Source organism: Streptomyces sp. NPDC052236 (genome assembly GCF_044548015.1).
In the GTDB taxonomy this organism is placed as follows: Bacteria; Actinomycetota; Actinomycetes; order Streptomycetales; family Streptomycetaceae; genus Streptomyces.
The window spans coordinates 1-23,826 of the sequence record NZ_JBIUBL010000021.1 but is presented as its reverse complement, the minus strand read 5'-3'; the positions used below and the strand labels follow the sequence as shown (position 1 = coordinate 23,826).

Annotated in this window: 26 protein-coding genes and 6 pseudogenes; 15 read left to right on the top strand and 17 right to left on the bottom strand. The window is 68.2% G+C overall.

What is annotated here, in order from left to right:
• Positions 1-179: 179 nt before the first annotated feature.
• Positions 180-1,553, top strand: coding sequence for a cellulase family glycosylhydrolase (locus ACIHCQ_RS29470; RefSeq protein WP_399668795.1), 1,374 nt, complete (start codon positions 180-182; stop codon positions 1,551-1,553).
• A 147-nt stretch (positions 1,554-1,700) separates the two neighbouring features.
• Here ACIHCQ_RS29470 and ACIHCQ_RS29465 read toward each other — a convergent pair whose 3' ends face one another.
• Together ACIHCQ_RS29465 and ACIHCQ_RS29460 are read right to left on the bottom strand one after the other, a co-directional pair.
• A complete protein-coding gene (locus ACIHCQ_RS29465) occupies positions 1,701-2,174 on the bottom strand; it encodes a hypothetical protein (protein WP_399668792.1) in 474 nt (157 codons plus the stop codon).
• Between the two features lie 11 nt (positions 2,175-2,185).
• Positions 2,186-2,563, bottom strand: a complete 378-nt coding sequence (locus ACIHCQ_RS29460) for a hypothetical protein (RefSeq protein WP_399668789.1) — start codon at positions 2,561-2,563, stop codon at positions 2,186-2,188.
• Between the two features lie 134 nt (positions 2,564-2,697).
• Between ACIHCQ_RS29460 and ACIHCQ_RS29455 the strand changes: the two genes are divergently transcribed.
• Positions 2,698-2,826 (top strand): hypothetical protein, encoded by a 129-nt coding sequence (locus ACIHCQ_RS29455; RefSeq protein ID WP_399668787.1) that lies wholly within the window; start codon positions 2,698-2,700, stop codon positions 2,824-2,826.
• A gap of 38 nt (positions 2,827-2,864) precedes the next feature.
• Here ACIHCQ_RS29455 and ACIHCQ_RS29450 read toward each other — a convergent pair whose 3' ends face one another.
• Complete coding sequence (locus tag ACIHCQ_RS29450; RefSeq protein ID WP_399668784.1) at positions 2,865-3,704, bottom strand: transposase family protein; 840 nt, start codon at positions 3,702-3,704, stop codon at positions 2,865-2,867.
• Between the two features lie 170 nt (positions 3,705-3,874).
• A complete protein-coding gene (locus ACIHCQ_RS29445; protein ID WP_399668780.1) occupies positions 3,875-4,438 on the bottom strand; it encodes a dihydrofolate reductase family protein in 564 nt (187 codons plus the stop codon).
• Positions 4,439-4,661: 223 nt separating this feature from the next.
• Between ACIHCQ_RS29445 and ACIHCQ_RS29440 the strand changes: the two genes are divergently transcribed.
• The gene (locus ACIHCQ_RS29440) at positions 4,662-5,513 is read left to right on the top strand and encodes an NAD(P)H-binding protein (protein WP_399668778.1); all 852 of its coding nucleotides are present in this window, start codon (positions 4,662-4,664) and stop codon (positions 5,511-5,513) included.
• A 282-nt stretch (positions 5,514-5,795) separates the two neighbouring features.
• On the opposite strand, the gene ACIHCQ_RS29435 is transcribed toward ACIHCQ_RS29440, so the two are convergent.
• Positions 5,796-6,083 (bottom strand): hypothetical protein, encoded by a 288-nt coding sequence (locus ACIHCQ_RS29435; protein ID WP_399668775.1) that lies wholly within the window; start codon positions 6,081-6,083, stop codon positions 5,796-5,798.
• On the opposite strand from ACIHCQ_RS29435, the pseudogene ACIHCQ_RS29430 reads away from it, so the two are divergent.
• Positions 6,082-6,156: pseudogene (locus tag ACIHCQ_RS29430) on the top strand (serine/threonine protein kinase); the annotation flags it as partial. The gene ACIHCQ_RS29435 and the pseudogene ACIHCQ_RS29430 overlap by 2 nt on opposite strands.
• Before the next feature lie 67 nt (positions 6,157-6,223).
• Here ACIHCQ_RS29430 and ACIHCQ_RS29425 read toward each other — a convergent pair.
• The 3 genes from ACIHCQ_RS29425 to ACIHCQ_RS29415 form a co-directional block, all read right to left on the bottom strand.
• Positions 6,224-7,135 carry an ADP-ribosylglycohydrolase family protein gene (locus tag ACIHCQ_RS29425; protein ID WP_399668772.1) on the bottom strand — a complete coding sequence of 304 codons (912 nt, stop codon included), beginning with the start codon at positions 7,133-7,135 and terminating at the stop codon, positions 6,224-6,226.
• A gap of 187 nt (positions 7,136-7,322) precedes the next feature.
• Entirely contained in the window at positions 7,323-7,580 is a 258-nt protein-coding gene (locus ACIHCQ_RS29420) for a DUF6192 family protein (protein ID WP_399668770.1), read from the bottom strand.
• Between the two features lie 243 nt (positions 7,581-7,823).
• Positions 7,824-7,958 (bottom strand): hypothetical protein, encoded by a 135-nt coding sequence (locus ACIHCQ_RS29415; protein WP_399668768.1) that lies wholly within the window; start codon positions 7,956-7,958, stop codon positions 7,824-7,826.
• Between the two features lie 738 nt (positions 7,959-8,696).
• Between ACIHCQ_RS29415 and ACIHCQ_RS29410 the strand changes: the two genes are divergently transcribed.
• Both ACIHCQ_RS29410 and ACIHCQ_RS29405 read left to right on the top strand, forming a co-directional pair.
• Positions 8,697-8,948: a hypothetical protein gene (locus ACIHCQ_RS29410; RefSeq protein ID WP_399668765.1), complete on the top strand. Its 252-nt coding sequence runs from the start codon at positions 8,697-8,699 to the stop codon at positions 8,946-8,948.
• 170 nt (positions 8,949-9,118) lie between these two features.
• Positions 9,119-10,313, top strand: a pseudogene (locus tag ACIHCQ_RS29405) (winged helix DNA-binding domain-containing protein).
• Positions 10,314-10,684: 371 nt separating this feature from the next.
• On the opposite strand, the gene ACIHCQ_RS29400 reads toward ACIHCQ_RS29405, so the two are convergent.
• A complete protein-coding gene (locus tag ACIHCQ_RS29400; RefSeq protein WP_399668762.1) occupies positions 10,685-11,617 on the bottom strand; it encodes a LysR family transcriptional regulator in 933 nt (310 codons plus the stop codon).
• Positions 11,618-11,755: 138 nt separating this feature from the next.
• Here ACIHCQ_RS29400 and ACIHCQ_RS29395 point away from each other — a divergent pair, with 138 nt between their 5' ends.
• Both ACIHCQ_RS29395 and ACIHCQ_RS29390 read left to right on the top strand, forming a co-directional pair.
• Positions 11,756-13,006, top strand: a complete 1,251-nt coding sequence (locus ACIHCQ_RS29395; RefSeq protein WP_399668759.1) for an MFS transporter — start codon at positions 11,756-11,758, stop codon at positions 13,004-13,006.
• 278 nt (positions 13,007-13,284) lie between these two features.
• A pseudogene (locus ACIHCQ_RS29390) lies at positions 13,285-13,725 on the top strand (cysteine hydrolase family protein); the annotation flags it as partial.
• Between the two features lie 105 nt (positions 13,726-13,830).
• On the opposite strand, the gene ACIHCQ_RS29385 reads toward ACIHCQ_RS29390, so the two are convergent.
• From ACIHCQ_RS29385 to ACIHCQ_RS29375, 3 genes are all read right to left on the bottom strand, one after another.
• Positions 13,831-15,102, bottom strand: coding sequence for an MFS transporter (locus ACIHCQ_RS29385; protein ID WP_399668756.1), 1,272 nt, complete (start codon positions 15,100-15,102; stop codon positions 13,831-13,833).
• A gap of 386 nt (positions 15,103-15,488) precedes the next feature.
• A complete protein-coding gene (locus ACIHCQ_RS29380; protein ID WP_383974678.1) occupies positions 15,489-15,776 on the bottom strand; it encodes a hypothetical protein in 288 nt (95 codons plus the stop codon).
• Between the two features lie 201 nt (positions 15,777-15,977).
• Entirely contained in the window at positions 15,978-16,799 is an 822-nt protein-coding gene (locus ACIHCQ_RS29375) for a hypothetical protein (RefSeq protein ID WP_399668752.1), read from the bottom strand.
• 136 nt (positions 16,800-16,935) lie between these two features.
• Here ACIHCQ_RS29375 and ACIHCQ_RS29370 point away from each other — a divergent pair, with 136 nt between their 5' ends.
• Entirely contained in the window at positions 16,936-17,217 is a 282-nt protein-coding gene (locus tag ACIHCQ_RS29370; RefSeq protein WP_399668749.1) for a hypothetical protein, read from the top strand.
• 388 nt (positions 17,218-17,605) lie between these two features.
• Here the strand turns inward: ACIHCQ_RS29370 and ACIHCQ_RS29365 are convergent, their stop codons facing one another.
• Complete coding sequence (locus ACIHCQ_RS29365) at positions 17,606-17,740, bottom strand: hypothetical protein (RefSeq protein ID WP_399668746.1); 135 nt, start codon at positions 17,738-17,740, stop codon at positions 17,606-17,608.
• 195 nt (positions 17,741-17,935) lie between these two features.
• Here ACIHCQ_RS29365 and ACIHCQ_RS29360 point away from each other — a divergent pair, with 195 nt between their 5' ends.
• The 3 genes and pseudogenes from ACIHCQ_RS29360 to ACIHCQ_RS29350 all read left to right on the top strand — a co-directional run bounded on the left by ACIHCQ_RS29360 (position 17,936) and on the right by ACIHCQ_RS29350 (position 19,353).
• Entirely contained in the window at positions 17,936-18,499 is a 564-nt protein-coding gene (locus ACIHCQ_RS29360; protein WP_399668743.1) for a hypothetical protein, read from the top strand.
• 401 nt (positions 18,500-18,900) lie between these two features.
• Positions 18,901-19,005: pseudogene (locus tag ACIHCQ_RS29355) on the top strand (NUDIX hydrolase); the annotation flags it as partial.
• Complete coding sequence (locus ACIHCQ_RS29350) at positions 19,003-19,353, top strand: GIY-YIG nuclease family protein (protein WP_399669224.1); 351 nt, start codon at positions 19,003-19,005, stop codon at positions 19,351-19,353. The pseudogene ACIHCQ_RS29355 and the gene ACIHCQ_RS29350, both read left to right, overlap by 3 nt.
• Here the strand turns inward: ACIHCQ_RS29350 and ACIHCQ_RS29345 are convergent.
• On the bottom strand, positions 19,341-19,547 hold the full coding sequence (locus ACIHCQ_RS29345) for a hypothetical protein (RefSeq protein WP_399668740.1): 207 nt from the start codon (positions 19,545-19,547) through the stop codon (positions 19,341-19,343). The two genes, ACIHCQ_RS29350 and ACIHCQ_RS29345, sit on opposite strands and share 13 nt — an antisense overlap.
• An 89-nt stretch (positions 19,548-19,636) precedes the next feature.
• The gene (locus tag ACIHCQ_RS29340) at positions 19,637-19,921 is read right to left on the bottom strand and encodes a hypothetical protein (RefSeq protein WP_399668737.1); all 285 of its coding nucleotides are present in this window, start codon (positions 19,919-19,921) and stop codon (positions 19,637-19,639) included.
• 391 nt (positions 19,922-20,312) lie between these two features.
• Here ACIHCQ_RS29340 and ACIHCQ_RS29335 point away from each other — a divergent pair, with 391 nt between their 5' ends.
• Entirely contained in the window at positions 20,313-21,104 is a 792-nt protein-coding gene (locus tag ACIHCQ_RS29335) for a nucleotidyltransferase domain-containing protein (protein WP_399669221.1), read from the top strand.
• Positions 21,105-21,373: 269 nt separating this feature from the next.
• Complete coding sequence (locus ACIHCQ_RS29330; protein ID WP_399668734.1) at positions 21,374-22,147, top strand: alpha/beta fold hydrolase; 774 nt, start codon at positions 21,374-21,376, stop codon at positions 22,145-22,147.
• Between the two features lie 46 nt (positions 22,148-22,193).
• On the opposite strand, the gene ACIHCQ_RS29325 is transcribed toward ACIHCQ_RS29330, so the two are convergent.
• Complete coding sequence (locus ACIHCQ_RS29325; protein ID WP_399668731.1) at positions 22,194-22,757, bottom strand: transposase; 564 nt, start codon at positions 22,755-22,757, stop codon at positions 22,194-22,196.
• 66 nt (positions 22,758-22,823) lie between these two features.
• Here ACIHCQ_RS29325 and ACIHCQ_RS29320 point away from each other — a divergent pair.
• Positions 22,824-23,654: pseudogene (locus tag ACIHCQ_RS29320) on the top strand (transposase); the annotation flags it as partial.
• A 20-nt stretch (positions 23,655-23,674) separates the two neighbouring features.
• Here ACIHCQ_RS29320 and ACIHCQ_RS29315 read toward each other — a convergent pair.
• Positions 23,675-23,826, bottom strand: a pseudogene (locus tag ACIHCQ_RS29315) (IS110 family transposase); the annotation flags it as partial.

The window sequence follows — 23,826 nt, the reverse complement described above, 5'->3', positions numbered from 1 at the left end:
GCCCAGGCCCTCTTTCGGCATGCCCCGGCCGCGTCCGTCTGAGCAGCGGTCACCCGCACCGCCGCATCATTCGATGGTCGAATGCCTATACGTACACCGACGCGCCGTGTACGTTCTCGGGCCGATGGGGTGGGAGCGCTCCCATCATGCCGTATCCGCTTCGCATGAGGAGGAACGCCATGAAACGTTTCTTGGCCTTACTGGCGACCTGCGCGACGGTCCTGGGCCTTACCGCACTGGTCAGCCCCCAGGCCGTGGCCGCCACCGGCTGCAAGGTCGACTACACAATCACCAGCCAGTGGCAGGGCGGCTTCCAGGCCGGAGTGAAGCTCACGAACCTGGGTGCCCCCGTCACCGGATGGACGCTCAAGTTCACCATGCCGGACGCCGGACAGAAGGTCGTCCAGGGCTGGAACGCCACCTGGTCGCAGTCCGGCTCCACGGTCACCGCCGCCGGCGTCGACTGGAACCGCACGCTGGCCACCGGCGCGGCCACCGACCTGGGATTCACAGGCTCCTTCACGGGCGCCAACCCCAAGCCCACGGCGTTCACGCTCAACGGCGTCACCTGTACAGGCTCCGTCGAAGAGGAGCCCCCGCCCGTGCCGGACGACGGCACCCCCGTCGACATCAACGGACAGCTCCATGTCTGCGGCGTGAACCTGTGCAACCAGTACAACCGCCCCATCCAGCTGCGGGGCATGAGCACGCACGGCATCCAGTGGTTCAGCAAGTGCTACAACGCCGCGTCCCTGGACGCGCTGGCGACGAACTGGAAGTCGGACCTGCTGCGCATCGCTATGTATGTGCAGGAGAGCGGTTATGAGACCGACCCGGCGGGCTTCACCAGCCGCGTGAACAACCTCGTCGACATGGCCGAGGCGCGTGGCATGTACGCCATGATCGACTTCCACACCCTGACGCCGGGCGACCCGAACTACAACCTCGACCGCGCGAAGACGTTCTTCGCGTCCGTCGCCGCACGCAACGCCGCCAAGAAGAACGTGATCTACGAGATCGCCAATGAGCCCAACGGCGTGAGCTGGACGGCCATCAAGAGCTACGCCGAGCAGGTCATCCCGGTGATCCGGGCCGCCGACCCGGACGCCGTCGTCATCGTCGGCACCCGCGGCTGGTCCTCGCTGGGAGTCTCGGACGGCTCCAACGAGAGCGAGGTCGTCAGCAATCCCGTCAACGCCACCAACATCATGTACGCGTTCCACTTCTACGCGGCGAGCCACAAGGACAACTACCGCGCCACGGTGAGCCGGGCGGCCTCGCAGCTGCCGCTGTTCGTGACTGAGTTCGGCACGGTGAGCGCCACCGGCGGTGGAGCGATGGACCGGGCGAGCACCACGGCCTGGCTGGACCTGCTCGATCAGCGGAAGATCGGCTACGCGAACTGGACCTACTCCGACGCCAATGAGAGCAGCGCGGCGTTCAAGCCCGGCACCTGCAACGGCAGCGACTACAGCAGCAGTGGTGTGCTGACCGAGTCCGGGGCGCTGCTCAAGAGCCGGATCAGCACCCCCGACACCTTCCCCACCAGCTGACCTTCGCCGGGGCTCCGGCCGGGCCGGAGCCCCGTCTCGCTGATCGGAAGCGCTCCCATTGTGGGCGTGACCGAGCGTCACCACACCGCACGAAGTGGACCAGAGCCCGAAGATCAATTACAAAGCCACGAAGCATGAGTCGGCGCGTCACTGCTCATCGAGGGATGCCTGCCGGGCAAGGAACTCCTCGAACGCCGCCTTCTGCTTCGGATCCATGAAGCCTTGGCGGACATTGCGGGCCTTCTCCTGGAGCCAGTGCGCCTCGTCGGGGTCCAGTAGCTCGGCGACCACCACGCCTTTGCGAGCAACCGCCGTGCGCCCTCCTACGCGACGACGAAAGAGCGTGAACGCGCCGAATTCCGCGGGGTGGGCCAGTTCCGGCTCCTCCGCCACAGCCCGGTTCTCGTCCCCAGCGCCACTCGTCGGGTAGGCGGTGGGGGCCCAATGCTCCCAGAGTGCCAGCGTGGCCGCGGGCACTAGCACCGCGCGTTCCGCCTCTTCACGCCCCTCCCACATGAACGTGACAGTGACGGGCTCGCCAACCGCCTCGGCCAACCCGAGCACCCTCTCCATCTCATCGTTGATCGGGTAACCCGCCACTACATCGATCTGAATGCCCATGCTGCCTGAGGCTACTGGCCGCTTCCGACATGCCAGCCCAAAGCTCCTACGCCTCGTCGACCACGGCGCATAGGTGGACCGTCCGAAACCGGTGATTTCACCGACTGAGAACCTGTCCGAGGCAATGCTGCGACGGAGAGCAACCGCTCCACACAATTCAACACGCCGGTCCACGGATGGTCGGGGCCGGCCTCGGTGAGGTGGTCGGCGAGCTGACGGGCCGCTGTCGGCTTCAGCGGCGTGGTGCGGCCGACCGCGCGCAGCTGGCCCTCTGCGTCGTAGCGGCCCAGGACAAGCAGCTGTGGGCGCGCCAGTGTGCCGGTGATGGCGCCGATGACGGCTTCGGTGGTCTGGCGGCGGACCTTGAACCAACCGCGGGCGCCGCTCACGTACCGCTGTCCGGACCCTTGATGACGATGCCCTCCACGCCCTGCACCTCCGTCCAGGAGCTCAGCCACTCCTGGGCGATGGCCGGGTCCCTCGTCATCGGGCACAGGGTCCATGCGGCGTCAGGGTGTGCTCGGTGAACAGGTTCTCCCGGATCGCGCGGCGCCGCTCGGTACGGCTCGGTGAGCAGCTCCTGGCCCTCGATCTGCAGGACGTCGAAGGCGAGGAAGTGCGCGGGCATCGCCGCTGTGACGTTGCCTCGTAGTTGGCCTCTTTGATCGCCAGTTGGCCAGTGACGTCTTCTCAGCGACGATCATTGAGCCTTCGCCATCTTCGAACGTGCTGGTCGGAGGGGCTGGCGATGTCGCCGATTCGGCTCGGGCTGAGGGTGGTGTGTTGCAGGGTGCGCCAGCGCTGCTTGAGCTCGGCGGCAGCGCGTTCTCCGAGGGCGTGGAGCCTCTGATCAGGTTGTTCGTGGTGTGTGTGTTGGCATGCAGGGCCTGTTCGGAGCGGCCCTTCGGCCGCCGGACCGGGACGAGGATGCCGATTCCGGCGCCGATGTAACCCCCTTGTCGGCCAGGGTGGGCAGGCCGTTGGCCGCTGCGCGGTACAGCGCGGGGAGTGTGTGGAGCCGGGCTCGACGTCGCAGACCCACAGCGGGGTGCCGTCGGGTGCGGCCAGGAACTGCACGTTGCCGCCGAATGCTTTGTGCTTCTGACTGAACCATAGGTCGTTGCCGTTGCCGTTGCCGTTGTCGCGGACGCCGGCGAGGCGGTCGGACTCGATCAGGGTGTCGTCCAGGATCACGTGGGTCATGGCCTCGCGTCGGCACCGGTCCAGGACCTTGTGCGGGTCCGGGGCTTGGTCGGCGAGGATGTCGATGCCCTCGTGGAGGTAGCGGTAGCCGGTGGCCTGGGCGATGCCGGCGTCGCGCGCCAGGCAGTGCACACAGCCGCGTTCGCGAAACCAGCGCAGGACCAGGACGGCCTGGCGGAACGGGCCGAGTGCCCGGCTGCCGCGCGGGGTGCCGATCCGCCGCCGGTGTGCGGCCGGCAGGCGTGAGAGGTGGTCCACGACGTGGCGCGGGACGTCGAGCTTGGCGACATGGGTGACCCACGTGAAGCCTCTGGCGGCTGCGGACATGATCTTGTGGTGAGACCTGTCCTACCATGGGCTTTACGTGCGTCTGCGGTCGGGTGTGGTCCGCCCGACCCGCCTTCGCCAGGCAGTGGTTCACACCGCTCCGCGCAAATCATTTCGCTGAGAAAAGTCACTGGCCGGCCCGTTCTTCCCAGGGCTGGCGGACGAGCCGGCTAACGCGCCACGCGGTAGCGGAGGTAGACAACTCTCGAGCTGAAGGTGCGGGTCTCGACGAGTTCGACATCCACCCGGCGCTCACGCTGGGGAAAGAACGGAATGCCACCGCCGACCAGCACCGGGTAGACCCTGGCCCGGTACTCGTCGATCAGACCCAACGCGGCCGCCTCGGCGGCGAGAGTCGCGCCGCCGATCGCGATGTCGCCCTCCCCCGGCTCGGCTCGCAACCGCTCGATCTCCTCCGCCAGGCCGCCGGAGGCCAGGCGGGCATTGCCCCGCACCGCCGACAGCGTGGTGGAGAACACCACCTTTGGAAGCGGCTTCCAGATCGCGGCAAACTCGAGCAATGAGTCGTCGAGCGAGGGATCCTGGTCGGCGGTCTCCCAGTACAGCATCGTCTCGTACAGCCGTCGTCCCAACAGGTGGACGCCGACCTCTCGGATCTCGTCGATCCAGGAGCGAAAGACCTCCTCGTCGGGCGCCGTCCAGTCAAAGCCGCCGTCCGGCCCGACGATGTAGCCGTCAAGTGAGACGCCCATCGAATAGGTCACGCTGCGCATCAGAAGCCCTCCTCGGTAACGGGTTCGACAGTACGACCGCCGGACGCCGCAGAACTCATCGCGGCTCACGGGATCCACTGGACAAAGTCACCTCACGAAATCATTTCGTTGAGAAAACCTCAGTGACAGCCGGTGACGGCCGCTCCGGCTGGCCGGTGCTTGACCTGAACCTTGGTTGATGTACGAGAGTCGTGTCATCGAACGGCGAGACGAGGAGGTTCCGATGACACAGTCCAGGATCCTGGTGACCGGCGCGACTGGAAAGGTCGGCGGCGCGGTGGTGACCCAACTGCACGCGGCGGGCGTGCCCGTGCGGGCGCTGGTGAGAAGGGAGGCGGACTTCCCAGAGGGTGTGCAGGCGGTACGCGGCGATCTCGGTGATCCCGCGTCGCTGGACACGGCTCTGGAGGGCGTCGATTCGGTCTTCCTGGTGTGGCCGTTCCTGAGCGCCGAGGGCGCGTCGGACGTGATCGACGCGATCGGGAAGCGCGCCCGACGGGTGGTGTACCTGTCATCCGCCGGGGCCGGGAGCGAGAAGGAGAATCCGGGCGAGGCGATCACCATGTTCCACACGGAGCTGGAGCGGCTGATCGAGGCATCGGGCCTGGAGTGGACGGCGCTGCGGCCCACCGGGTTCGCGAGCAACACGCTGGGCTGGGCGGAGGAGGTCCGCACTACCGGTGCGGTACGGGCGCCGCTGGCAAGGCTGGCCCGCCCGCTGATCCACGAGGCGGACATGGCTGCGGTCGCCGTTCAGGCACTGACGACCGACGCCCTGCTCGGCGCCCGCCCCCTGATCACCGGCCTCGAACTGATCACCCAGGAACGGCAGGTGGCGCTGATCAGCGAGGTGATCGGGCGGCCGGTGCGGTTCGAGGAGATCACACTGGACGAGGCCATCGAGCAGATGAAGGCCGCAGGCTACCCGGCAGAGCTGGTGGAAGCCGTGGTGCCGGCCCAGGCGGAGATGCTCGACAATCCGGAGCCGGTCAACGATGAGGTGGAGCGCATCACGGGCACCCCGGCCCGATCCTTCCGGGAGTGGGCGGTGGACCACGCGGCGGACTTCCGCTGAGAGGGACGTCAATACACGTTGACATAGAGACCGAAGCACCGGATCTCGGCTCCGTCGCCCACACGCTTGACGCCGAGGTCGGGCCCCTTGCTCAGGGAAGCCCCGAGCGGTTGAACCGTGCAGGTCGGGAGGCCATCTCGCGGCTATGGCGTGCCGTCACTCAGAAGGATCCGCACCCAACCCCGAAAGCACCCTGAGTGACCACACCGTCTACGCGCCGGCAAACTACCCGTCAACGAAATGGCCAACTACGAAGCAACGCCATCCCGTGAGCTGCTCTGTTCACCGGCCCCCTGGCCAACAACAAAGCAAAGTCACAGCCGCCGCCAGCTGCGCCGCGCTACGACCGCCGGATACGGCGCGGCGCTGCAGCGCCTCGAACGACAGCCGCTCCCCGTCCCACACCACCAGCTCGCCATCCAGGACCAGGCCGTGCGTGTCGGAAGCCACCGACGGTGTGATCATCCCTCTGCGCACAACCGCCCACAGGGCTTGCCCCGCCTGCGCCACCAGAGAAGACGAGAAGGCGTCGCGAGCCTGCACCACGTGCAAGGGGTCAGGCCAGGTCATCCACGAGCAGCACACCCACAAGGTCCGCCTCCCCGCAGGCATCAGGGACGGGCAGCAGGTCCGAATCAGGGAGCTCGGTGGGCCCGTGAAACATGGCGGCGCGCCCGGGAACCTTTACGTCACCGTGCACATAGACCGCTTCACTCCGACACGAGCGGGGGCAGCGGTTCGCGGGCGGCGTGCCAGGCGGGGGGAAGGGTGGCGACGCCCGTGCGGGCGGCGATCACTCCGCCCGCGATGGCGCAGGTGGTGTCGATGTCGCCGCGCCCGGCGACCGTGCACCACAGGCCCTCGTGCAGGTCGTCGAGGTGACCCGCCGCGCACCAAAGGGCGTACGGGACGGTGTCGGGCCCGGACATCCGATAGCCGGAGCCCAGGACCTCCGCGGCGTGCCGGATCGAGGCGCGCTCCGACATCCGGGCCGCGACCCGCACTCCTGACCGGACATCGCTGTCGGGGAGGCGTTCGGCGACGGCGTGGAGGAAGTCCGGGCGGGCCGGAGCAGGCTCGTCCCGGCCGCGGGTTGCCAGGGCGGCGGCGAGGGCGACTGCCACCGCCCCGGCCACCGCCTCCGGGTGGTGGTGCGAGACCACGCCTTGGCGGGCGGCCTGCTCGGCAGCCGCGTCGAGGTCTGCGGCGTGCCAGGCGCCGAGCGGGGCGGCGCGCATGGCGGCGCCGTTACCCCAGGAGCCCTGACCGCCGAACTGCCCGGCGACCACCTCCCGCCAGGGCTCGCCCGCGCCGATCCGGCGGAGCACGTCATGCATCGAGGCTCCATAGCCGCGGTGCGTGTCGCTGGCGTATGCGGCCGCGAAGCGCTGGGCGAGGCGGTCCTGGTCGATGGTGCCGCCGCTCTCGGCGAGTTCCTGGACGAGGACGAGCGCCTGGGCGGTGTCGTCACTCCATTGCCACAGCGGTTCTGGGGGCAGAGTCCGCGTCGCCAGGCTCGCCGAGCCGTCCCGGCGCAGGATGCCGAACCAACGGTCGCCGAAGGCGTCCCCGAAGGCGAGTCCGTGCAACGAGTCCAGCACGGCGGCAGGCATGGTGATCATCGGGGCAGTATCGCAGCCCGGTGGCGCCCCCGCACCCCGGTTTCGGTGCGGGCATGCGCCCGCGACTCGGCCTTGCCGTAGGCATGCCGGGACCTGTCCGGCTCTGCCCTGGCCGCTGCCGCGGCCGCCCGCGAGATGGCGATCGTGCTGCGCCACCACGGCCAGGACGCCGCCGCTCAAAAGCTCGTCACCGACGCCGCGGTGAAGATCGACGCCGCCGGGCTGCGGCGAACCGCTCTTCCTCGTCAGGAATGCTGCCCAGAACCCGGTGGACGGTGAAGGACACCCCCGCCTCGCGGTGTTCCTTCGGCCAGCGTGAGGCCGTCCACCTCGCGTTCTCCGCCGTAGTGCGTCGCAGCCCGATGTCCTCGGCGAGCCTGGTCAGCGCCTGCCGGACAGTGAACTCCGGCAGGCCATCGGCCCCGACCTCGGCCCGGCGGCTCAAGATCTTTACCGACCGCAGGAGCTCGTGAACCGGCTCTGAACTGCGACGATTCATAGACTACATGTCCGTGACGGCGGGTTGGGGCCATTGCTGTAGCTCCTCCGGGTGGTCTCATAAGACGGCCCGTCCACCGGGTGGGTGAACAGGCCGTGTCCGAGGCAGAAAGGGGGACTGCCTCGGACGAGTTGGAGTGAGGAAAACGAGGTTCAGCACAAAACGCTGATCACGAGGGAACAACCAGCGTCATTCCTCGAAGTGCTGGCCGAGCAGTTTCTCGATCAACGCCCAGAGAGCACGTGCTCCCAACGCGATCGTGAGCCGACCAGCAATCTCGCGGATCTTCCCCTTGAATTCTGGGGAAGGGTGCGATTTTCCCATCACTCCACCTCACCTCTGGGGCTGCGTCTCGTCGCCGTGTGCGACGGGACGCCCCCTTTCAGAGATGAGGCCTTATCAGGCCGGCCCACTTCGACTGGCCACTCTCCAAGGTCCCAGAACACCCTCATGTCGTTGATCCCGGTTCGGTGAGACGCGCTTCGAGGTCGGCGATGCGCCGGTCCTGGAAGCGGAGGTTGGAGCGGGCGGCCTTGAGCCGTTCGTCGAGGGTGCGGTTGTCGGCGGTGAGCTGGCGGATCCGCTGCTTGAGGGTGTCGTCTGATCGAGCTGTCCGTCACCGAGCTCCGCCACCTGCTCGACGGCGCCGAGCATGACCTGACCAACTTCCTTGCAATAGCCGCTGACTGGGTGTCTCAGTACCTGCCCGACCACTTCACCCCCGTCACCGCCGCCCTCGCGCGCGTACTCGCCCTGCCCGCACCGGCCGTACCGGCAAGGCCGTAGGTGGACGGACCTGCTCCGCCGATCAACTGATGGCCGGGTGACCCCGGTACAGCCGTCGTGTACGACGCAGTGAGCCTGTTCGCGTGTACCTGGCCGGGCACTTCGACGAGTACTCCGACAGGGAGGCGGCGTGGTCGCCGCGAAGGCGGGGTGAACCGTGGTACGCGGAATCGCCCGCGCCCAACATCCCGACCCGACCGCAGAATCGATCTGGGGTAAGCGCAAAACGTGTGCTAAGAGCCCTATAGATGTCAGGACGCAACGTACAGTCGCGGCATGAGCGTTGACGTGACATTGCTGCCTGCCACCATCCCCCACCGTTTCAGGGACGAGGATCTCTCCCGGATTCGCAGGTTCGAGGACCGTACTGATGCAGGGCAGATTCGGTTCGAGTACTCCATCCCCGAAAGTGGGTCTCTGATCGTCTGGCGCGTGACCGACCCGCATGTCACTGCCGCGGTGGAGACCGTGTTCGGGCCCGCTGCGTGGGAAGAGGTGCAGGGCGACCTTCACCGCTCGCTGCACTGACCCGTGCTCCCCGCGAACGCGGGGACCACTCACCGCATACGTACGGCACTTACCACTTCGGCCGTACGGCAGTACTGCCGTACGGCAGTACTGCACGATACGGGGGTAAAGGGCCGTCGCCCCGTCAACGAGGACGGGAACTGACCTATATGGATCCTAGGGTCCTCCTCATGACGACGCACACCGTGACGTGGGCCCAGGCCGGCGCCCGACGGCTCGCCCGGCAGGGTCTTGCCGCCGCCCCCGCCGAGAGCTCCGCCTCCCAGATCACCGCCTCCCAGATCACCGCCGCCGAGATCACCGCCGCCATGCTCGGCGCGCACGCACAGGTGCTGTCCGCCGCTGAGCTGTCCGTCGCGCTGCGCCTCGCGGGCGGCGCGACGCGGGCCGATGTGCGCGAGGCGCTGTGGACGGACGCCGGCCTGGTGAAGACGTACGGACCGCGCGGCACCGTCCATCTGCTGGCGGCGGCCGATCTGCCGATGTGGACCGGGGCGCTGTCCGCGATCCCGGCCGGCCCGGGCCAGCAGCCCGCCGGCATACGGATGACAGCGGCCGAGACCGAACAGGTCCTGGCGGCCATCGGCGACGCTCTCGCCGACGCCGAGCTCACGACCGACGAGCTGACCGAGGCGATCGTCGAGCGCACCGGCCCCTGGGCCGGGGACCTGGTGATGGAGGCCTTCCAGGGCAAGTGGGCGCGCTGGCGGCAGGTGACGCACACGGCCGCGCACCGAGGGGTGCTCCGCTTCGCGCCCAACCGTGGCCGCAAGGTCACCTATACCAGCCCCGGCGTCACCCCCATGGCCGGACCGGCCGCGCTCGCCGAGCTCGTACGCCGCTATCTGTACGCGTACGGGCCGGCCACCCCGCAGCAATTCGCCAGGTGGATCGGAGGGCCCAAGGGGTGGGCCGCCGAACTGTTCGCCGCGTCGGCGGGCGAGGGGCGAATCGAGGAGGTGACGTTCGTGGGCGGCCCGGCGTGGGTGGCGGCGGGCGACACCGCGTTCCCGTCGCCGGATCAGCCGCCGCGCGGGGTGCGGCTGCTGCCGTACTTCGACGCGTACGCCAGCGCCCGCGTCCCCGCGCGAGCTGCTCTTCCCGGGCCCGGCGTACACGCGGGCGCTGGCGGGCGGGCAGGCCGGGAACTATCCGGTGGTGCTCGTGGACGGGACCGTTGCCGGGGTGTGGCACCAGCGGCGGTCCGGGCGGCGGATCGCGGTCACGGTGGAGCCGATCGGCGACGCGCTGGACGCTGCCGCCCACCGCCGCGAGCTGGAGCTTCAGGTGGAGCGGGTGGGTGAAGTGCTGGAAGGCCAGGCCGAGTTGACGGTGGGCAAGGTCACGGTCGGGCCGCATGCCTGAGGCGCAGCAGGGTGATGCCGTCGCGCAGCGCGACGCGCGCTCGTAGCGGTACTTCTGTTGCGCGGTGGCGAGTCCGGCTTCCTGCTGCTCGGCCGGGTAGGGCCAGTGGCCCGTACGGTACGCGGCCATGGGGACCATCCGTACAGCCATTAACGCCAAGCACTTGATCTTGGTCGTTCAGCACAGATGATCGGTCCCGCGCGGGGGTTCGGAGGAAGGTCCTCGATCACTTTCGGGGTGGCTACCGTCCGCCGCATGCCGGTGGAATTTCTGACTGATGAGCAGGCCGAGGCGTATGGGACGTTCGCCGAAGAACCTACGAGGCCCGAGCTGGAGCGCTTCTTCTTCCTCGATGGTTGACGCGGTGCTGCTTACCGCTGTGTCCATGTGGGTGTCCAAGTCTCGCTGTCGGGGCGGTCGGGCTGTGTGGGGCCGAGGTAGTTGCGGAGTGTGGTGAGTGCGGGGTGTGGGTTGTCGCGGCGCCAGATCAGTGAGTGCGGGTAGACGGGCGTCGGGTCGGTCACCGGGATGCGGCGCAAGTCGTGGCCGGCGGGCCAGACGAGGCGGGTCTGCTCGCCCATGAAGGTGGCCAGGGCCGGGGTGTCGGCGACGGTGTCCAGGAGCGTGTCGGATCCGAAGTTGGGGCCGGTCGCCTCGATGGTGAGGCCGAACTCGGCGACGAGGTCGTCGTAGTAGGCGGCCCACTCGGTACCGGGGACGATGCCGGGCATCCAGATTCGGTGCCCGGTGAGCTGAGCGACGGTCACCGACCGGGCGCATGCCAGCGCGTGGGCGGGGCCGGTGAGGAGCTGGAGCGGCTCGTCGAGCACCCGGACGGACTCGATGTCCTCGGGAAGGGGCCGGCCGGGCGCGGCGACGGCGCGGAAGGACGCGTCGATCTCACCGGACCGGATGGCGGCGACGGCCGTCTCGATGTCGAACAGCCACACCACGTCGAGCTCGATCTCGGGGTGCGCGCGGTGGAAGCCGCGCATCAGTCCCGACGCCGCGCTGCGCGAGGCGAGCACGTCGACGCGCAGCGGACGGCTGCCGGTGCGTACAGACGCGACCGCGCGCTCGGCGACGCGCAGCAGCTCGCGCGCGTGGGGCAGGAACGCCTGCCCGTCGATGGTGAGTTCGGCGCCGCGCGCGGTGCGGGTGAACAGCCGCACGCCGAGGGTGCGCTCCAGCGTGGCGATGCGCTTGGAGACAGCCTGCTGGGTGACCGCCAGTTCGGCGGCGGCTTCCTGGAACTGCCCCGCGTCGGCTGCGGCGACGAAGGTCCGGGCGGTGTCGAGGTCCATGCCGATGCACCCTAGTGCACAACGTTCAGTTGTGGCTCCCCGGCAGATTGGTTGTTTGACCTGCTGTTGTGCTGCCAGCTTTGCTCTTACCGGTCAACGTCGGTTTGTTCGGGTGGGACATCAAGGGGTGCGCTGAGCGTGGTGGGCAGGAGACGGTTGGGCCGGCAGTTCGGGTGGCTGTGGGCGGCGTACGCGGTCAGCATGTTCGGCACGCGGCTCGCGTTCGACGCGTTCGCTCTGATCGCGATCCTTGTGCTGCACGCCGGGCCGACCGAGGTGTCGGTGCTGGCGGCAACAGGGCTGGCGGTGGGGGCCGCGGTGGCGGTGCCCCTCGGGCCGTGGGTGGAGTATCGCCGCAAGCGGCCGGTGATGGTCACGATGGACCTCACCCGGTTCGTGGCACTGATGAGTGTTCCCGCCGCGTACGCACTCGGCCTGCTCAGTTTCGTCCAACTCCTGGTTGTGTCCGTCGCCGTCGGTGCGGCCGACATCGCCTTCAACGCGGCCAGTGGCGCGTATCTGAAGGCGCTCGTGCGGCCGGAGGACCTGCTCGTCGCGAGCGGGCGATTCGAGTCCACGACCTGGACCGCCACCGTGCTCGGACCGCCGGTCGGCACAGCCGCGATCGGGTTGTTCGGCCCGGTGATGACCGTTGTGGCCGATGCGGTCAGCTATCTGCTCTCGGCCGCGGGGATTCGTGCGATCGGCGGCAGCGAGCCGCGCCCCGTGCGCACCGGTACACAGGGGGCGCGGCTCCGGTTCGGCGACCTGCTCGAAGGGTGGCGGTACATCCTGGCCCACCCGGCCCTGCGCCCCCTCTTCTTCAACACGGTTCTGGTCAGCGGCCTGATCATGGCGACCTCGCCGCTGCTCGCCGTCCTCATGCTCGGCGACCTCGGGTTCGCCCCCTGGCAGTACGGCCTCGCGTTCGGCCTGCCCTGCGTCGGCGGCATCATCGGCTCACGGCTGGCCCTCCGACTCGTCGCACGGTTCGGACGGCACAAGGTCATGCTCACCGCCGGGACACTGCGCGCGTGCTGGTCGCTCGGGCTGGCCTTCATCCGGCCCGGCGTGGCCGGGCTCGTGCTCGTCATCGCGGTCGAGTTCGGACTGATCACCTGCATGGGCGTGTTCAACCCGGTGTTCGCCACCTACCGGCTCGACCAGACAGCGACGGACCGGATCGCCCGCACCCTGTCAGCGTGGTCGGTCACAAGCAAGGCAACTGTCGCGGCCATGACCGGGCTGTGGGGCCTGCTGGCCGGCATCACCGGCCCCCGCACCGCAATCGCCGTCGCCGGTCTTCTCATGCTGATCACCCCCTTCCTGCTCCCCCGGCACGACCACACGCCGCACCACGAGCGAGATCTGGCCCGGAGCCCAACGTGACACACCGCAACTCGCCACCCACCCGAAAGCAGGCTGCGGCCGGTCCACCGATGCGCGTCCCGTCCAATCACTGGCTGCCCACGAGCAACTCGGTGGCGCGCCAACTGCACTGCCGGACGTTCTGATCACAGCCGCAGCCGCCCTTCCTGCAATGCCCCTGCTCGACCTCCGTCTGAAGCCACCAGTCGGCATGAGCGCCGACCAGCACCACCAGCAAGGAGAACACTCGCGTGAGCACTGCCCCCGCGCTCGACCCCGCGCGCACCGCCCTTCTCGTCATGGACTACCAACCCGCGGCCCTGGCCCTTCTGCCCGAGGGCTGGGACTGCGAAGCCCTGCTGGCCCGCGTGGAAGGTGCCATCGCCGACATCCGCGCCAATGGCGGCACCATCGCCTACGTCCGCGTCGGCTTCACCGAGGCCGACTGGGACGCGATCCCGGCCACCAACAAGTCCTTTGCCCCGCTGGCCCAGCACCGCCTCATGCACCACGAGGACCCTGCCACCGCCATCCACGAGCGCCTGGCACCCCAGGACGGCGACATCATCGTGCGCAAGATTCGCTACGGCGGCATGTCCACCACCGACCTCGACGAGCGGCTACGCGAGCGCGAGATCACCACTCTGGTCGTCTCCGGCTTCAGTACCAGCGGCGTCGTCCTGTCTACCGTCATCGACGCGGCCGACCGCGACTACCAGATCTACGTCCTGTCCGACGGCGTCGCCGACCCCGACACCGAAGTCCACAACATCCTGCTGCATCGCATCTTCCCCCACGGGCCCACATCATCGACACCGCCGAATTGTTGCTCGAGATGGCCTGTTTCAGGATGCCTTTTGGTCGGCGGGCTTCTCGATCTCGGTGGTCACCCATGCCCCTCGGAAGAGCACCGGGAGCCACAGGAGACATGCCAGCAGGGGGACCGCGGCGTAGGTGGCCATGCCCACACTGGAGCCCAACCCGTCCATGAGCGCGCCGAGGACGAGATAGCCGATGCCGATGAGCGCCGACTCCACGAATGCGATCATCGACAGCAGGCTCGCCCGGTGGCGCGACGGCACTGCCTCGTTGAACACGTTGTCCACGATCACGGCGGTGATCTCGGGAATTCCGACCAGGACCAGGAACGCGGCGATGGTGACCCAGACAAGGCCGAGGCCGCTCAGGCCGAGCGCCACGGCGAGCGTCAGGAGAGACACCGGGACGATGACCCGGTACCCGATGCGCCGGTCCGCGCGGTCCGACAGCAATGGAGTGAGCCCGCCGGCGAAAAATCCCGCCGATATGACCACGCTGACCAATGCGGTGCCCGCTCCCTGATCGGACAGGGTCTTCTGCGTAAAAATGATGTACGGCGTCAAAGTCGCATGCATCAATCCGGACACCACGACAAGCGTCACGAGCGCCGGCGTGGCGACCCGAAGCATCGCCCGCCATGCTGTGGCGTCGCCGTGCTCCTCCTCGGCTCCGTCCTGCTCGTCCACCGCGTCCGCGCCGCGGATCTCGGGCACCCGTGACATCAGCACCACCACGGCCAGGACGAGGCACGCCGCCGAACCGACGTAGACGACTCCCCAGGAAATCTGCTGCAGTTGGCCGCCGAAGACGATGGCGGCTCCCGAGGTGACAGTCCCGAGCATGGTGAACCGGGACTTGATCTTGACGTAGCTGGCCGTTGCACCACGACGCACGAGCAGGTCGTACAGCAGGGCGGTGTCCGAACCGGACACACATGCCATGCCCACGCCCTGCCCGATGAACAGCGCCAGGAACACCCAGTAGTTGGAGAACGCCACCTGACCGAGCAGACATCCAGCTATCAGCACCTGGCCGATCACGATGCTGGCACGCCTGCCGATTCGGTCGGCGATGACTCCCGTCGGCAATTCCGCAAGTCCGCTGACCAGGTAGAGCAGTGTCTGCAGTAGGGCCACTTGCCCGGCGGAGAAGCCTCGCTGATAAAGGAAGAGGACGAATACGCCGCGCTGGAACAGCGTGTTGGCGAGCACGGCGTATACGTAGAACGGGCGCGTGACGCTTCGTGCTGCATCGTCGACTGCAGCCGACCCGCCAAGGGCCTCCGTGGTGCCGGTCATGCTGCGGGCTCCCCCTGGTGACTCCGATGATCATTAGTGTTGGGCCTCCGCCGACCAACTCATCGGGCACACCCGTCGCCGCGAACACCGTCCGCGGGACCACCTCGTCGGACCGCACCCCGAACAAGGGAGGCCGCACATCCGCAGAAGCCCCCCGCAGGCCAAGCCCCATCATGGTCGCGACCTCGGCTGGCGGACACCGGTTCACGCGTGCCATCCGGTCCACCCAGGACTCGAACGCCTCGCCCGCCCGCGGAGCCGTGACCAGCGCTAATCGCCGTGGCGACACGCGCGCACCCCCCGAAGGCGCCCCCATCACTTAGGGGTTCACGCTATCGAGTGCACTACCAGGTTGGGGTTCACACTTTCATTCTGAGCTTCGGCTCTCAGTGGGCTGTGAGGCGGCAGGCTTCAGCCGTGACCTCGGCATCAACCTGGTCCACTGTTCTGTCGCCGTATTCGAGGACGTCGTACTCGTCATCGAGTTCGGCGAGCCGCTCTGTCAGGGCCAGCTCATGTCCGTAGCGCTGGTGAATTCGGAAAGTGAACTCCCGAGGTGTCAGCTCGCCAGCGAGCATGCGGCGTGAGAGCGCTCGGGCGGCGGCTTCTTGGCCAGCATCGCTGGCGACCGGATAGAAGGTGAGGCCGAGTTCGTTGAGTGCTTCGGGGAGCAACTCGTGGACGTCGTAGTCCGCCTCAGCGCGTGTGCAGGCAGCGAGGCTCGAAGGCCGGGGGTGTCGAGTCCGGCGACGAGCGCATCACAGGCGGCATTGACGATGTCGCTCGCACGGATTTCTCCCATGCTCCAGAGGGCGGCATGGTCGTGGAGAGCGATTGATGCTGCTTCGGTCGACGTCACTCACTCATGATTACCTTCACGGCACGTCCCGGTCGAGCAGATTTCGCCGAAGTTGCTGTTCAGCGGCCTGCTCCAGCAGCGCCCGTGCGGAGTCCGCGTAGCGCATGGCCGTCTTCTCGTGAAGTCCGAACACCTCGGCGAGATGGAGGGGGTCAGGGCCCCGGACCATGGCCTCTTCGAGTTGTCGATCGACGCGGAGTCTTTCCAAAGTCGCTTCCTGACCGCGCAGGGGCCCGCGGACCCAACGATTGCTGGCGCGACCGGTGCCTGTGGCAGTCTGGTTGTTGATCAGCAGGTGGAGGTTGGCCGTGTTCGGCCAATGCTGGCGCCGGTATTCCAGCCAGTCCAGCAGTAGTTTCAGGGTGAGGTCGTCAAGCGGCCGGACTCGCCCGGCGATGGTCAGGCGGCGGTTCCCGACGTCGACGTCGTCGAGCATCACGGTGGCGATCTGAGCGACCCGGGCTGCGTGAACCGCCGCAAGAGCGAGGACGAGGCGGGGGGCCGGGGTGGTGGCCGCGGCGACAGAGCGGTCCATCTGGTCGGGTGCGAGCGGTTGGAGCACGCTGTACTCAATCTGGCCGACCTTGATGCAGCTGGCCGGGTTGCGAAAGATCAGGCCCGACCGCTTGGCCCAAGCGAACAGTGAGCGTAGGGCGACGAGCTCGTCCATGCGGTGGTGGCCGTGCAGTGTCTTGGCATGGGCTAGTACGTCTTCGCGGGTCACCTCCCGCAGGTGGTCGTAGCGGTTCGACCACGCCAACAACGCTGGGCGGGCCCGGTTGAGGTAGAGCCGGTACTGTGGCCTGCTGCCGAGGCAGGCTGCGGGGGCCGCCGTCACGGAGAACTCGGGTCCAGCGTTCAGCTTCCGCAGCGATGCCGGGGGCGATGCCGTCCAGACGCTCGGTGAGCCACCGCTCGAAGAAGGGTTCCTCGTCGTCCCGGAAGATTCCCATTTCCTCAAGGACCGTGATGACGTGGCCAACCCGCAGGTCGAGGGCACGGAGCGGAGTGAATATCTCGCTGTGGCGGATGACATCGCCCTCGGTGTATCCCGTGAGAACGATGGCCAGGCCGCGGTTGACCGCGAAGCGGATACCGCGTCCCCAGCCCCGGGCTTCGGCGAGTTGGTGGGCGAGGTGCTTCGCCCAGGCCAGCCAGAGGCTGGCCAGGTCTGCGGCGGCCGGGTCGAGCCGGCCGAAGTCACGCGGAACCTGCTCGAACAGTGGCAGTTGCCTCCAAGCGGTTCTCGGCCGTGAGCGCGACATGGGTGGCGGCTTGCGGGATGCTTCTCGTGCCTTGACGTGGTGCAGGGCGGTGAGAGCTGATCCTCTGCGGTAGTGCAGTCCCACGAAGAAGAGCTGGTGATGGCGCACGGCCTGGAGCCACGCGGTCATCACCTCGCCGCTGACCGTCGGCATGCCAGTGGCGGTCCTGGCGTTGAGTCGGGCCTGGCACCAGCACAGACGGCAATACTCCCACTTCAGCGGCTCGACTCGCCGGCATCCGATGCAGACGGCCGTCTCGTGGCTGCGGCCGAACATGTAGCAGGTGTGACAGAGTCGGCCGCGGAAGTCGCCCCAGGCCAGGCAGCCTGGGCAGGAGCTGGTGGGCTTGACGTAGCCCTTCGGGAAGCGTGCCATCAGTTCACTCCGGCGGCAGCGACCGGCCGTCCCGACGCTTGGGGCTCACCGCCGGTGCGGCGGCCCCCGCGCCGACCGCCGCTCGTTCCGTCTCCGCCTGCCCTGGGCGGCTGACCTTCTCTGGCTCGGGGATCAGCACGCCGGGTCCGTCATGACGGGGCAATTACCGTGGAAGGGCCTCCCCCCGGCACCCCGTAGGCGCGTCCATTGGGAAGGAGACCCTTTCCTCGAAACGGCCGCGGTGCAGCAGGCAGTGTCGACTCACCACCGCCTTCGCGGGGAGCGCAAGCAGCCTCGTGGTCCGCGGATCTCGGCCGTCTGAGAGGCTGTGACCATGACGAATATCCCCCTCTGGCGTCTGCCCACCCGCGGCGGTTGGCGCATCGAGGCCGACGAGGCGCGCGCCCGCGTCGACGTGATCGACCCCGTCGGCCGAGTGCGGGCGTCCGTCGCCACGGAACCCGTGCAGCACTTCACGGGCCGGTTCGCCAAGCGGATAAACGCGGACAAGAGCCGCGCCTTCGAGACGAACGGGCCGTCTCTGCCTGCCCCTGCCCGTGAACCCACCCCGATCACGCTGCATCCGCACGACGAGCAGGCCTTCGTCAGCGACGGCATAGCCAACGGTCGCCGTCGGGAGAAAACCGGTCGTGCCCTCGTCCACGGCCGGCACTACGCGTTCCTTCACACCAGGGGAAAGCGCGCCGAGGCGATGCGGGACGGCACCCGGATCGCGTCATTCGTCAAACACGGCTCTCGCCCCCGCAACGGCCACGTCAGCCGCGAGGACCACTGTGTCCTGGACGAGACCGACGAACTGGTCCTGACCGTCTTCGAGAAGCTCCTGAGGCCCGGACGCCCCGGCGCCATCTCTGACGCCCTCGCCAGTCTCAGCTGAACCGACTCGGCGACGGTCCGGGTTCCAGCAGCCGGTCGCGGGGCATGGCGGGGCCCGGAGGCCTCGGCCGGATCGCCGGTACTGCACAGTACCTCTCCCCCGTGATGGCGGTGCGGCAGCGAGTCGGACCAGAGCACGCGCAGCCGATCTTCAGGCAGTGCCTCCAGCAGAGGCACAGCGCCAGGAGGAGGAAGGGTGGAACCGCGAATGTGGGACGCACCGGTCGACGTGATGAAGAGCGCGTAACGGCGGGCCAGGGCACGGGCGCGGTTCCCCGGCCGGTCAGCAGGCCGCTGGTGCGCGGCGAGTTGGTCGGGCTGATCTGGTGCGCCCGATCAAGGTCGGCGAGGACGCGCTCACCGGATCGCGGAGCTGGCGATCGCGGCGGCCGGCGCGGACGAGATCGGCTCGCCGAGGTCGCCTGGGTTGGACACAGCGAGATCCGGGAGTACGTGCCCTACGGCCTGTTCGAACCAGTGCAGGAGTACTTGGACGGGGCGTTGATGTCATGGCGCACCGGCCTGTACCGCCTCTACGACGAGTCCGGCAGGCTGATCTACATCGGCATCGCCACCGACCCTGAGAAGCGCTTCAACGCCCACCGATGGGGGATCGGCAAGACTTGGCGACACGACATCGCCAGTCATCGCGTCGAGTGGTTCGCCACGCACCTCGAAGCCGAAGCCGCCGAGAAGTCGTCGATCAGGTCGGAACTGTCCCCTGCACAATCGATGGCACCACCCCGCCTACGACGACGCCCCATGGAGCAGTCGCACCAGGGCTGCCTGACCCCGAACGCACGTCAGCGCCCCGGCCGAAGTGGGCTGGGACGCTGTGTTGTTCAGCCGAGGTAGTCGATTTGGAAGATGTGCAGGGTTTTCGTCTGGTGCCCCAGGTAGATCACAACGAGGAGGTCGCCGGTGACGAGGGTGCGCATGATCCCGTCGTCTTCGCCGTAGGGATCGGTCACGGCGAAGGGGTCTGCGCAGACATCGGCGAGGGCAAGGGCGAGGCGTTCTCTGGCCTCGTCGGGGAGGCCATCCCACACTGCCTGATTTCCGGCGTCGCATCGTAGGGCGTACACCAGGCCAGCCTTGCAGTTCAGGCAGTTCAGGCAGTTCAGGCAGTTCAGGCAGTTCAGGCAGCTCCGCGTGACCGGATTCGCTCAGCTTCCCGAAGAACACTCTCGGTGACGTCGTGCCATTCGCCGGGGACGTTGCCGCCAGCCGCTTCGACGACAGCGGCTTCGCGACCGCGTTCGACAGCCGACAGGGTTCGCTGGGCGATCCCCTGCCACTTCGCAAACACGCCCAAGAGCTGGGGCGCCGTCGCCCGGTTGATCTCGGCAAGGAAGCGTTGAGCGAGGATGGGGTTGCCGAGCGCCTCACAGATGCGCTCGATCGTCCACGGCGCATCGCCCATCGCTGCCTCCGAGTGAAAATGGCTTTTCCACTTTCAGGTTAGCGCGATAGTGGATATCGCCGTGGTACTCACGGCGAAATCCAAGCCTGAAAAGCTCACGCCGCTGCCCACACCGCCATGGGCAACGTGGTCCCCGCGAAGGCGGGGGGTGAACCGGCGCCTGGTCTGCCGGAGCCCGGAGGACCGGAGTGGCCCGCGCGAAGGCGGGGTGAACCGAGACGGAACCCGCTGCAGCCGGGGCGGGGCGTGCTCCCCGCGAAAGGCGCGTGGTCCTCTATCGCTTGGACAACCGCCCTCGAAGCCTCCGCATTCGTTGACCACCGGCGGAAACGGCTGGCCCCATCACGTTGGCGACTGTCAGACTCGCTCAGTGCGGGTGATCATCGAAGACATGGCCGGCCGCCTGGCCGAGGTGCCGGGCGTAGTCGGAGTGCTGCTCGGCGGCAGCCGGGCACGCGGAGAGCACCGGCCGGAATCAGACTGGGATCTCGGCGTCTACTACCGTGGCGGGCTGGATCTCGCTGGATTGCGCGCGCTGGCCGGACCCGATGTAGAGGTAGCCGGCCCAGGTGGCTGGGGACCCTGGGTAAACGGTGGTGCTTGGCTACAGGTCGACGGCGTGGCGGTGGACTGGATTCTGCGGGACCTGGATCGGGTTGAGCAGGTGTGGGCGGACTGCCGCGAGGGCCGGTATGAGGTGGGTGTGCAGGCAGGGCATCCGCTCGGGTTCTGGTCGCCGTGTTACGCAGGCGAGGTAGCGCTCGGTCAAGTACTGGCCGATCCGCGCGGGGAGCTGACGGCCCTTCGGCGGCGGACCGAAACCTACCCTGAGCCGCTGCGAGAGGCGTTGACCGCGGGAGCTTGGGAGGCGGAGTTCCTGGTTGACGCAGCAGCAAAGGGTGCGACCGGGGCGGACACGCTCTACGTCTCGCTCTGCCTGTCCCGGGCCGTCGGCGTGCTGGTACAGGCGATGTTCGCCAGGGACCAGCGTTGGTGCCTCAATGAGAAGGGCGCGCTGGCTGTCGCCGAGACACTGCCGTGCGCGCCAACTGGCTTCGGCCCGCGAGTGCGCAGCTTGCTGGGGACGCCCGGCGAGACTGCCCAGTTGCTGGCGGTAACGGTGGCCGAGGCACGGGTGCTCGTCGAGGAGACCCTCACCGCGCTGAGAAGCCACGCCGAGTAGGGCAGCACATGCCCTGTGGCCAGAGCTCCCCACGCCGCGGAGATAGCCCGGGATACTCGAAGACCTACTGGTGGACGTCCTTTGTGCTCCCCGCGAAGGCGGGGGTGAACCGACGTCCATGGGGCGATCGCAGAGCCTGTATGACAGCCGCCGACGTGATTTCCCCGTGTACGGCCACTTAGCTCGGTGACTGCGGGTGACGAGTAGGGGCCGACTCGGAGCTACGGGGAGTGAGTGGTCACGTAGACTCGCCGGCCATGGACGACCGTGTGCGGGGCAGCTTCGAGGTGAACGGGCGCAGACTCTCCTATCTCGATTTCGGCGGGCCCGGCCCGGTTCTGATTGCTCTACACGGGCATTTCAGCGAGGGCGCGGATTTTGCTCCGCTGGCCGAGCGGCTGGACTCCCAATGGCGTGTGATCGCGCTCGACCAGCGAGGGCATGGCGAGTCCGATCAGGCCGCCGACTACGAGCGCAGCAGCTACGTCGGCGACGTCACGGCCTTCCTCGACCACCTCGGGCTGGCGGAGGTCGCACTGCTCGGTCATTCCCTTGGCGGCGTGAACGCCTACCAGTTCGCCGCCCGGCATCCCGACCGCGTCACCGCGCTCATCGTCGAGGACATCGGAGCGGTCTGCGACATCGACCTGACCTTCGCGAAGAACCTGCCCGACCGCGTCGCGACCCGAGACGGGCTCGTCGGGGCCCTGGGCCCCGCCGCGCCGTACTTGGAGATGACCTTCAGGGAGCGAGCGGAAGGCTGGGGCTTCTCCTTCGACGCGGCCGACACGGTCCGGTCCCAGCAAGCACTGTCCGGTGACCATTGGCACGATTGGCTGAGCGTGCGATGCCCGACCCTGCTGATCCGGGGCACGCGCAGCGACGAACTGTCGGCCCCCCACGCCCGCGACATGGCAGCGAAGCGATCGGTCCGTCTCATCGAGCTGCCCGCCGGACACGTCGTTCACCACGACCAGCCCGACGCCTTCGCCGAATGCGTCGGGCGGTTCCTGGCCCCCGTCGACAGCATCACCACCCCATAGCTCGCCGGCTCTGTCGCGCGGATCGCCATCGCCATGCCTGCGCGGATCAGCCGGGCCGATTGTGCCATGACAACCAGTGACAATCGCGGTTCAGTTGACTCCCCATCAACTGGCCGCTATCAGGGTTACGCCAGCTCCAGTACCGCAGCGAGAAGGTTTTCGAGGTGGGGCAGAAGCGGACGGCGATCTGGGCGGAGAGGTAGCAGACGCGCAGGAGCCGGCGGTGATAGCGGTGCGGCCTGCGCATATTGCCGCTGACGCGCCCGGAGTCCCGCGGGACCGGTGCGAGGCCGGCAACGCCGGCGAGACGGCCGGCGCTGCCGAAGGTGCCCATGTCCCCGCCGGTGCAAGCGATGAACTCCGCCCCCAGCAAGGGACCCATGCCCGGCATGCTGAGGATCACCTCCGCATCGCGATGCTCACGGAACCGGGCTGCGATCTGCGCGTCGATGCCGGCGATCTCTTCGTTCAGGGCCAACACCGCCCGGGCCGGCGTGTTGACCACGGCCGCCGCTGTGTTCTCCCCGGTCACGGCCGTGTGCTGGGCCTGCGCCGCAGTAATCGCCGCATCGGCTATGGCCTCGGCGCCCCGCACTCTGCGGTTCTTCAACCAGGTCGCCAGCCGACTCGAACCAATCCAGCGCAGGCCGGCGGGGGTCCGGTAGCCGGTCAGCCCGACGTCACCCGCCTGGCCTGGGTGCTGCGGGATCTTCCCGTCGAGTTGGTCGGCCGGATCCGCGGCAACTGGGTGATGCGCCTGCCGAAGCCGCCCCGCGTCTACGACCCCAAGGGCGGGCGCCCACCCAAACACGGGCCGGAGTTCCGCTTCGCCAAGCCCGAGACGTGGCCCGAACCCTCCGTGACCACGGCCACCGACACCACCAACTACGGCAAGGCCGAAGCCCAGGCGTGGGACCGGGTCCACCCGAGGTTGACCCACCGTTCGGCCTGGCTGGAGCACGACGGAGAACTCCCCGTCGTCGAGGGCACCCTGGTCCGGTTGAAGGTCGAGCACCTCTCCAAGGAGCGGAAGGCGCCACCGGTGTGGCTGTGGTCCTCGAAGACCGGAGCCGTCACCGCGGATGTGGACCGCTGGTGGCAGGGGATCCTCCGGAGATTCGACCTGGAGCACACATTCAGGTTCGGAAAGCAGACGCTCGGCTGGACCACCCCGAAACTCCGTACTCCCGAGGCGGCGGACCGGTGGACCTGGCTCCTGGTCGTCGCGCACACCCAGCTCAGGCTCGCCCGCCCGCTGGCCGTCGACCTCCGCCGGCCCTGGGAGAAACCGGCCGAACCTGCACGGCACACCCCGGCCCGGGTCCGCCGGGGGTTCAGGAACATCCGCGCTCACCTGCTCTGCCCGGCCCATGTTCCCCAACCCCGCGGCGCCGGTCCCGGACGGCCACCCGGTGCCAAGAACCGACGCCCGGCACCCCGTTACGACGTGGGCAAGACCGTCAAGCGTCCAGAAACCCTCAAGGCCATCGGACGACCAGAACCTTAAAGAACTTCCCAATGAGGATGTCAAGCCGCTGTGGTGGCTGGTGGTGCTGGCTCGTAGCACGCTCCGTCGCGCATCACGGCCCACAGAACATTGGCTCTGCGACGGGCGAGTGACAGCACGGCCTGCTTGTGGCCCTTGCCTTCGGCGCGTTTACGTTCGTAGTAGGCCCGTG

Bases quoted from the DNA above. Each gene is read 5' to 3' on its own strand.
- ACIHCQ_RS29340 (WP_399668737.1), bottom strand. From the start codon at position 19,921: ATGGGCGATGCGCCGTGGACGATCGAGCGCATCTGTGAGGCGCTCGGC.
- ACIHCQ_RS29470 (WP_399668795.1), top strand. From the start codon at position 180: ATGAAACGTTTCTTGGCCTTACTGGCGACCTGCGCGACGGTCCTGGGC.
- ACIHCQ_RS29350 (WP_399669224.1), top strand. From the start codon at position 19,003: ATGTCATGGCGCACCGGCCTGTACCGCCTCTACGACGAGTCCGGCAGG.
- ACIHCQ_RS29410 (WP_399668765.1), top strand. From the start codon at position 8,697: ATGAGCGTTGACGTGACATTGCTGCCTGCCACCATCCCCCACCGTTTC.
- ACIHCQ_RS29440 (WP_399668778.1), top strand. From the start codon at position 4,662: ATGACACAGTCCAGGATCCTGGTGACCGGCGCGACTGGAAAGGTCGGC.
- ACIHCQ_RS29360 (WP_399668743.1), top strand. From the start codon at position 17,936: ATGACGAATATCCCCCTCTGGCGTCTGCCCACCCGCGGCGGTTGGCGC.
- ACIHCQ_RS29465 (WP_399668792.1), bottom strand. From the start codon at position 2,174: ATGGGCATTCAGATCGATGTAGTGGCGGGTTACCCGATCAACGATGAG.
- ACIHCQ_RS29445 (WP_399668780.1), bottom strand. From the start codon at position 4,438: ATGCGCAGCGTGACCTATTCGATGGGCGTCTCACTTGACGGCTACATC.
- ACIHCQ_RS29415 (WP_399668768.1), bottom strand. From the start codon at position 7,958: ATGGGAAAATCGCACCCTTCCCCAGAATTCAAGGGGAAGATCCGCGAG.
- ACIHCQ_RS29450 (WP_399668784.1), bottom strand. From the start codon at position 3,704: ATGTCCGCAGCCGCCAGAGGCTTCACGTGGGTCACCCATGTCGCCAAG.
- ACIHCQ_RS29335 (WP_399669221.1), top strand. From the start codon at position 20,313: ATGGCCGGCCGCCTGGCCGAGGTGCCGGGCGTAGTCGGAGTGCTGCTC.
- ACIHCQ_RS29425 (WP_399668772.1), bottom strand. From the start codon at position 7,135: ATGATCACCATGCCTGCCGCCGTGCTGGACTCGTTGCACGGACTCGCC.
- ACIHCQ_RS29400 (WP_399668762.1), bottom strand. From the start codon at position 11,617: ATGGACCTCGACACCGCCCGGACCTTCGTCGCCGCAGCCGACGCGGGG.
- ACIHCQ_RS29435 (WP_399668775.1), bottom strand. From the start codon at position 6,083: ATGACCTGGCCTGACCCCTTGCACGTGGTGCAGGCTCGCGACGCCTTC.
- ACIHCQ_RS29385 (WP_399668756.1), bottom strand. From the start codon at position 15,102: ATGACCGGCACCACGGAGGCCCTTGGCGGGTCGGCTGCAGTCGACGAT.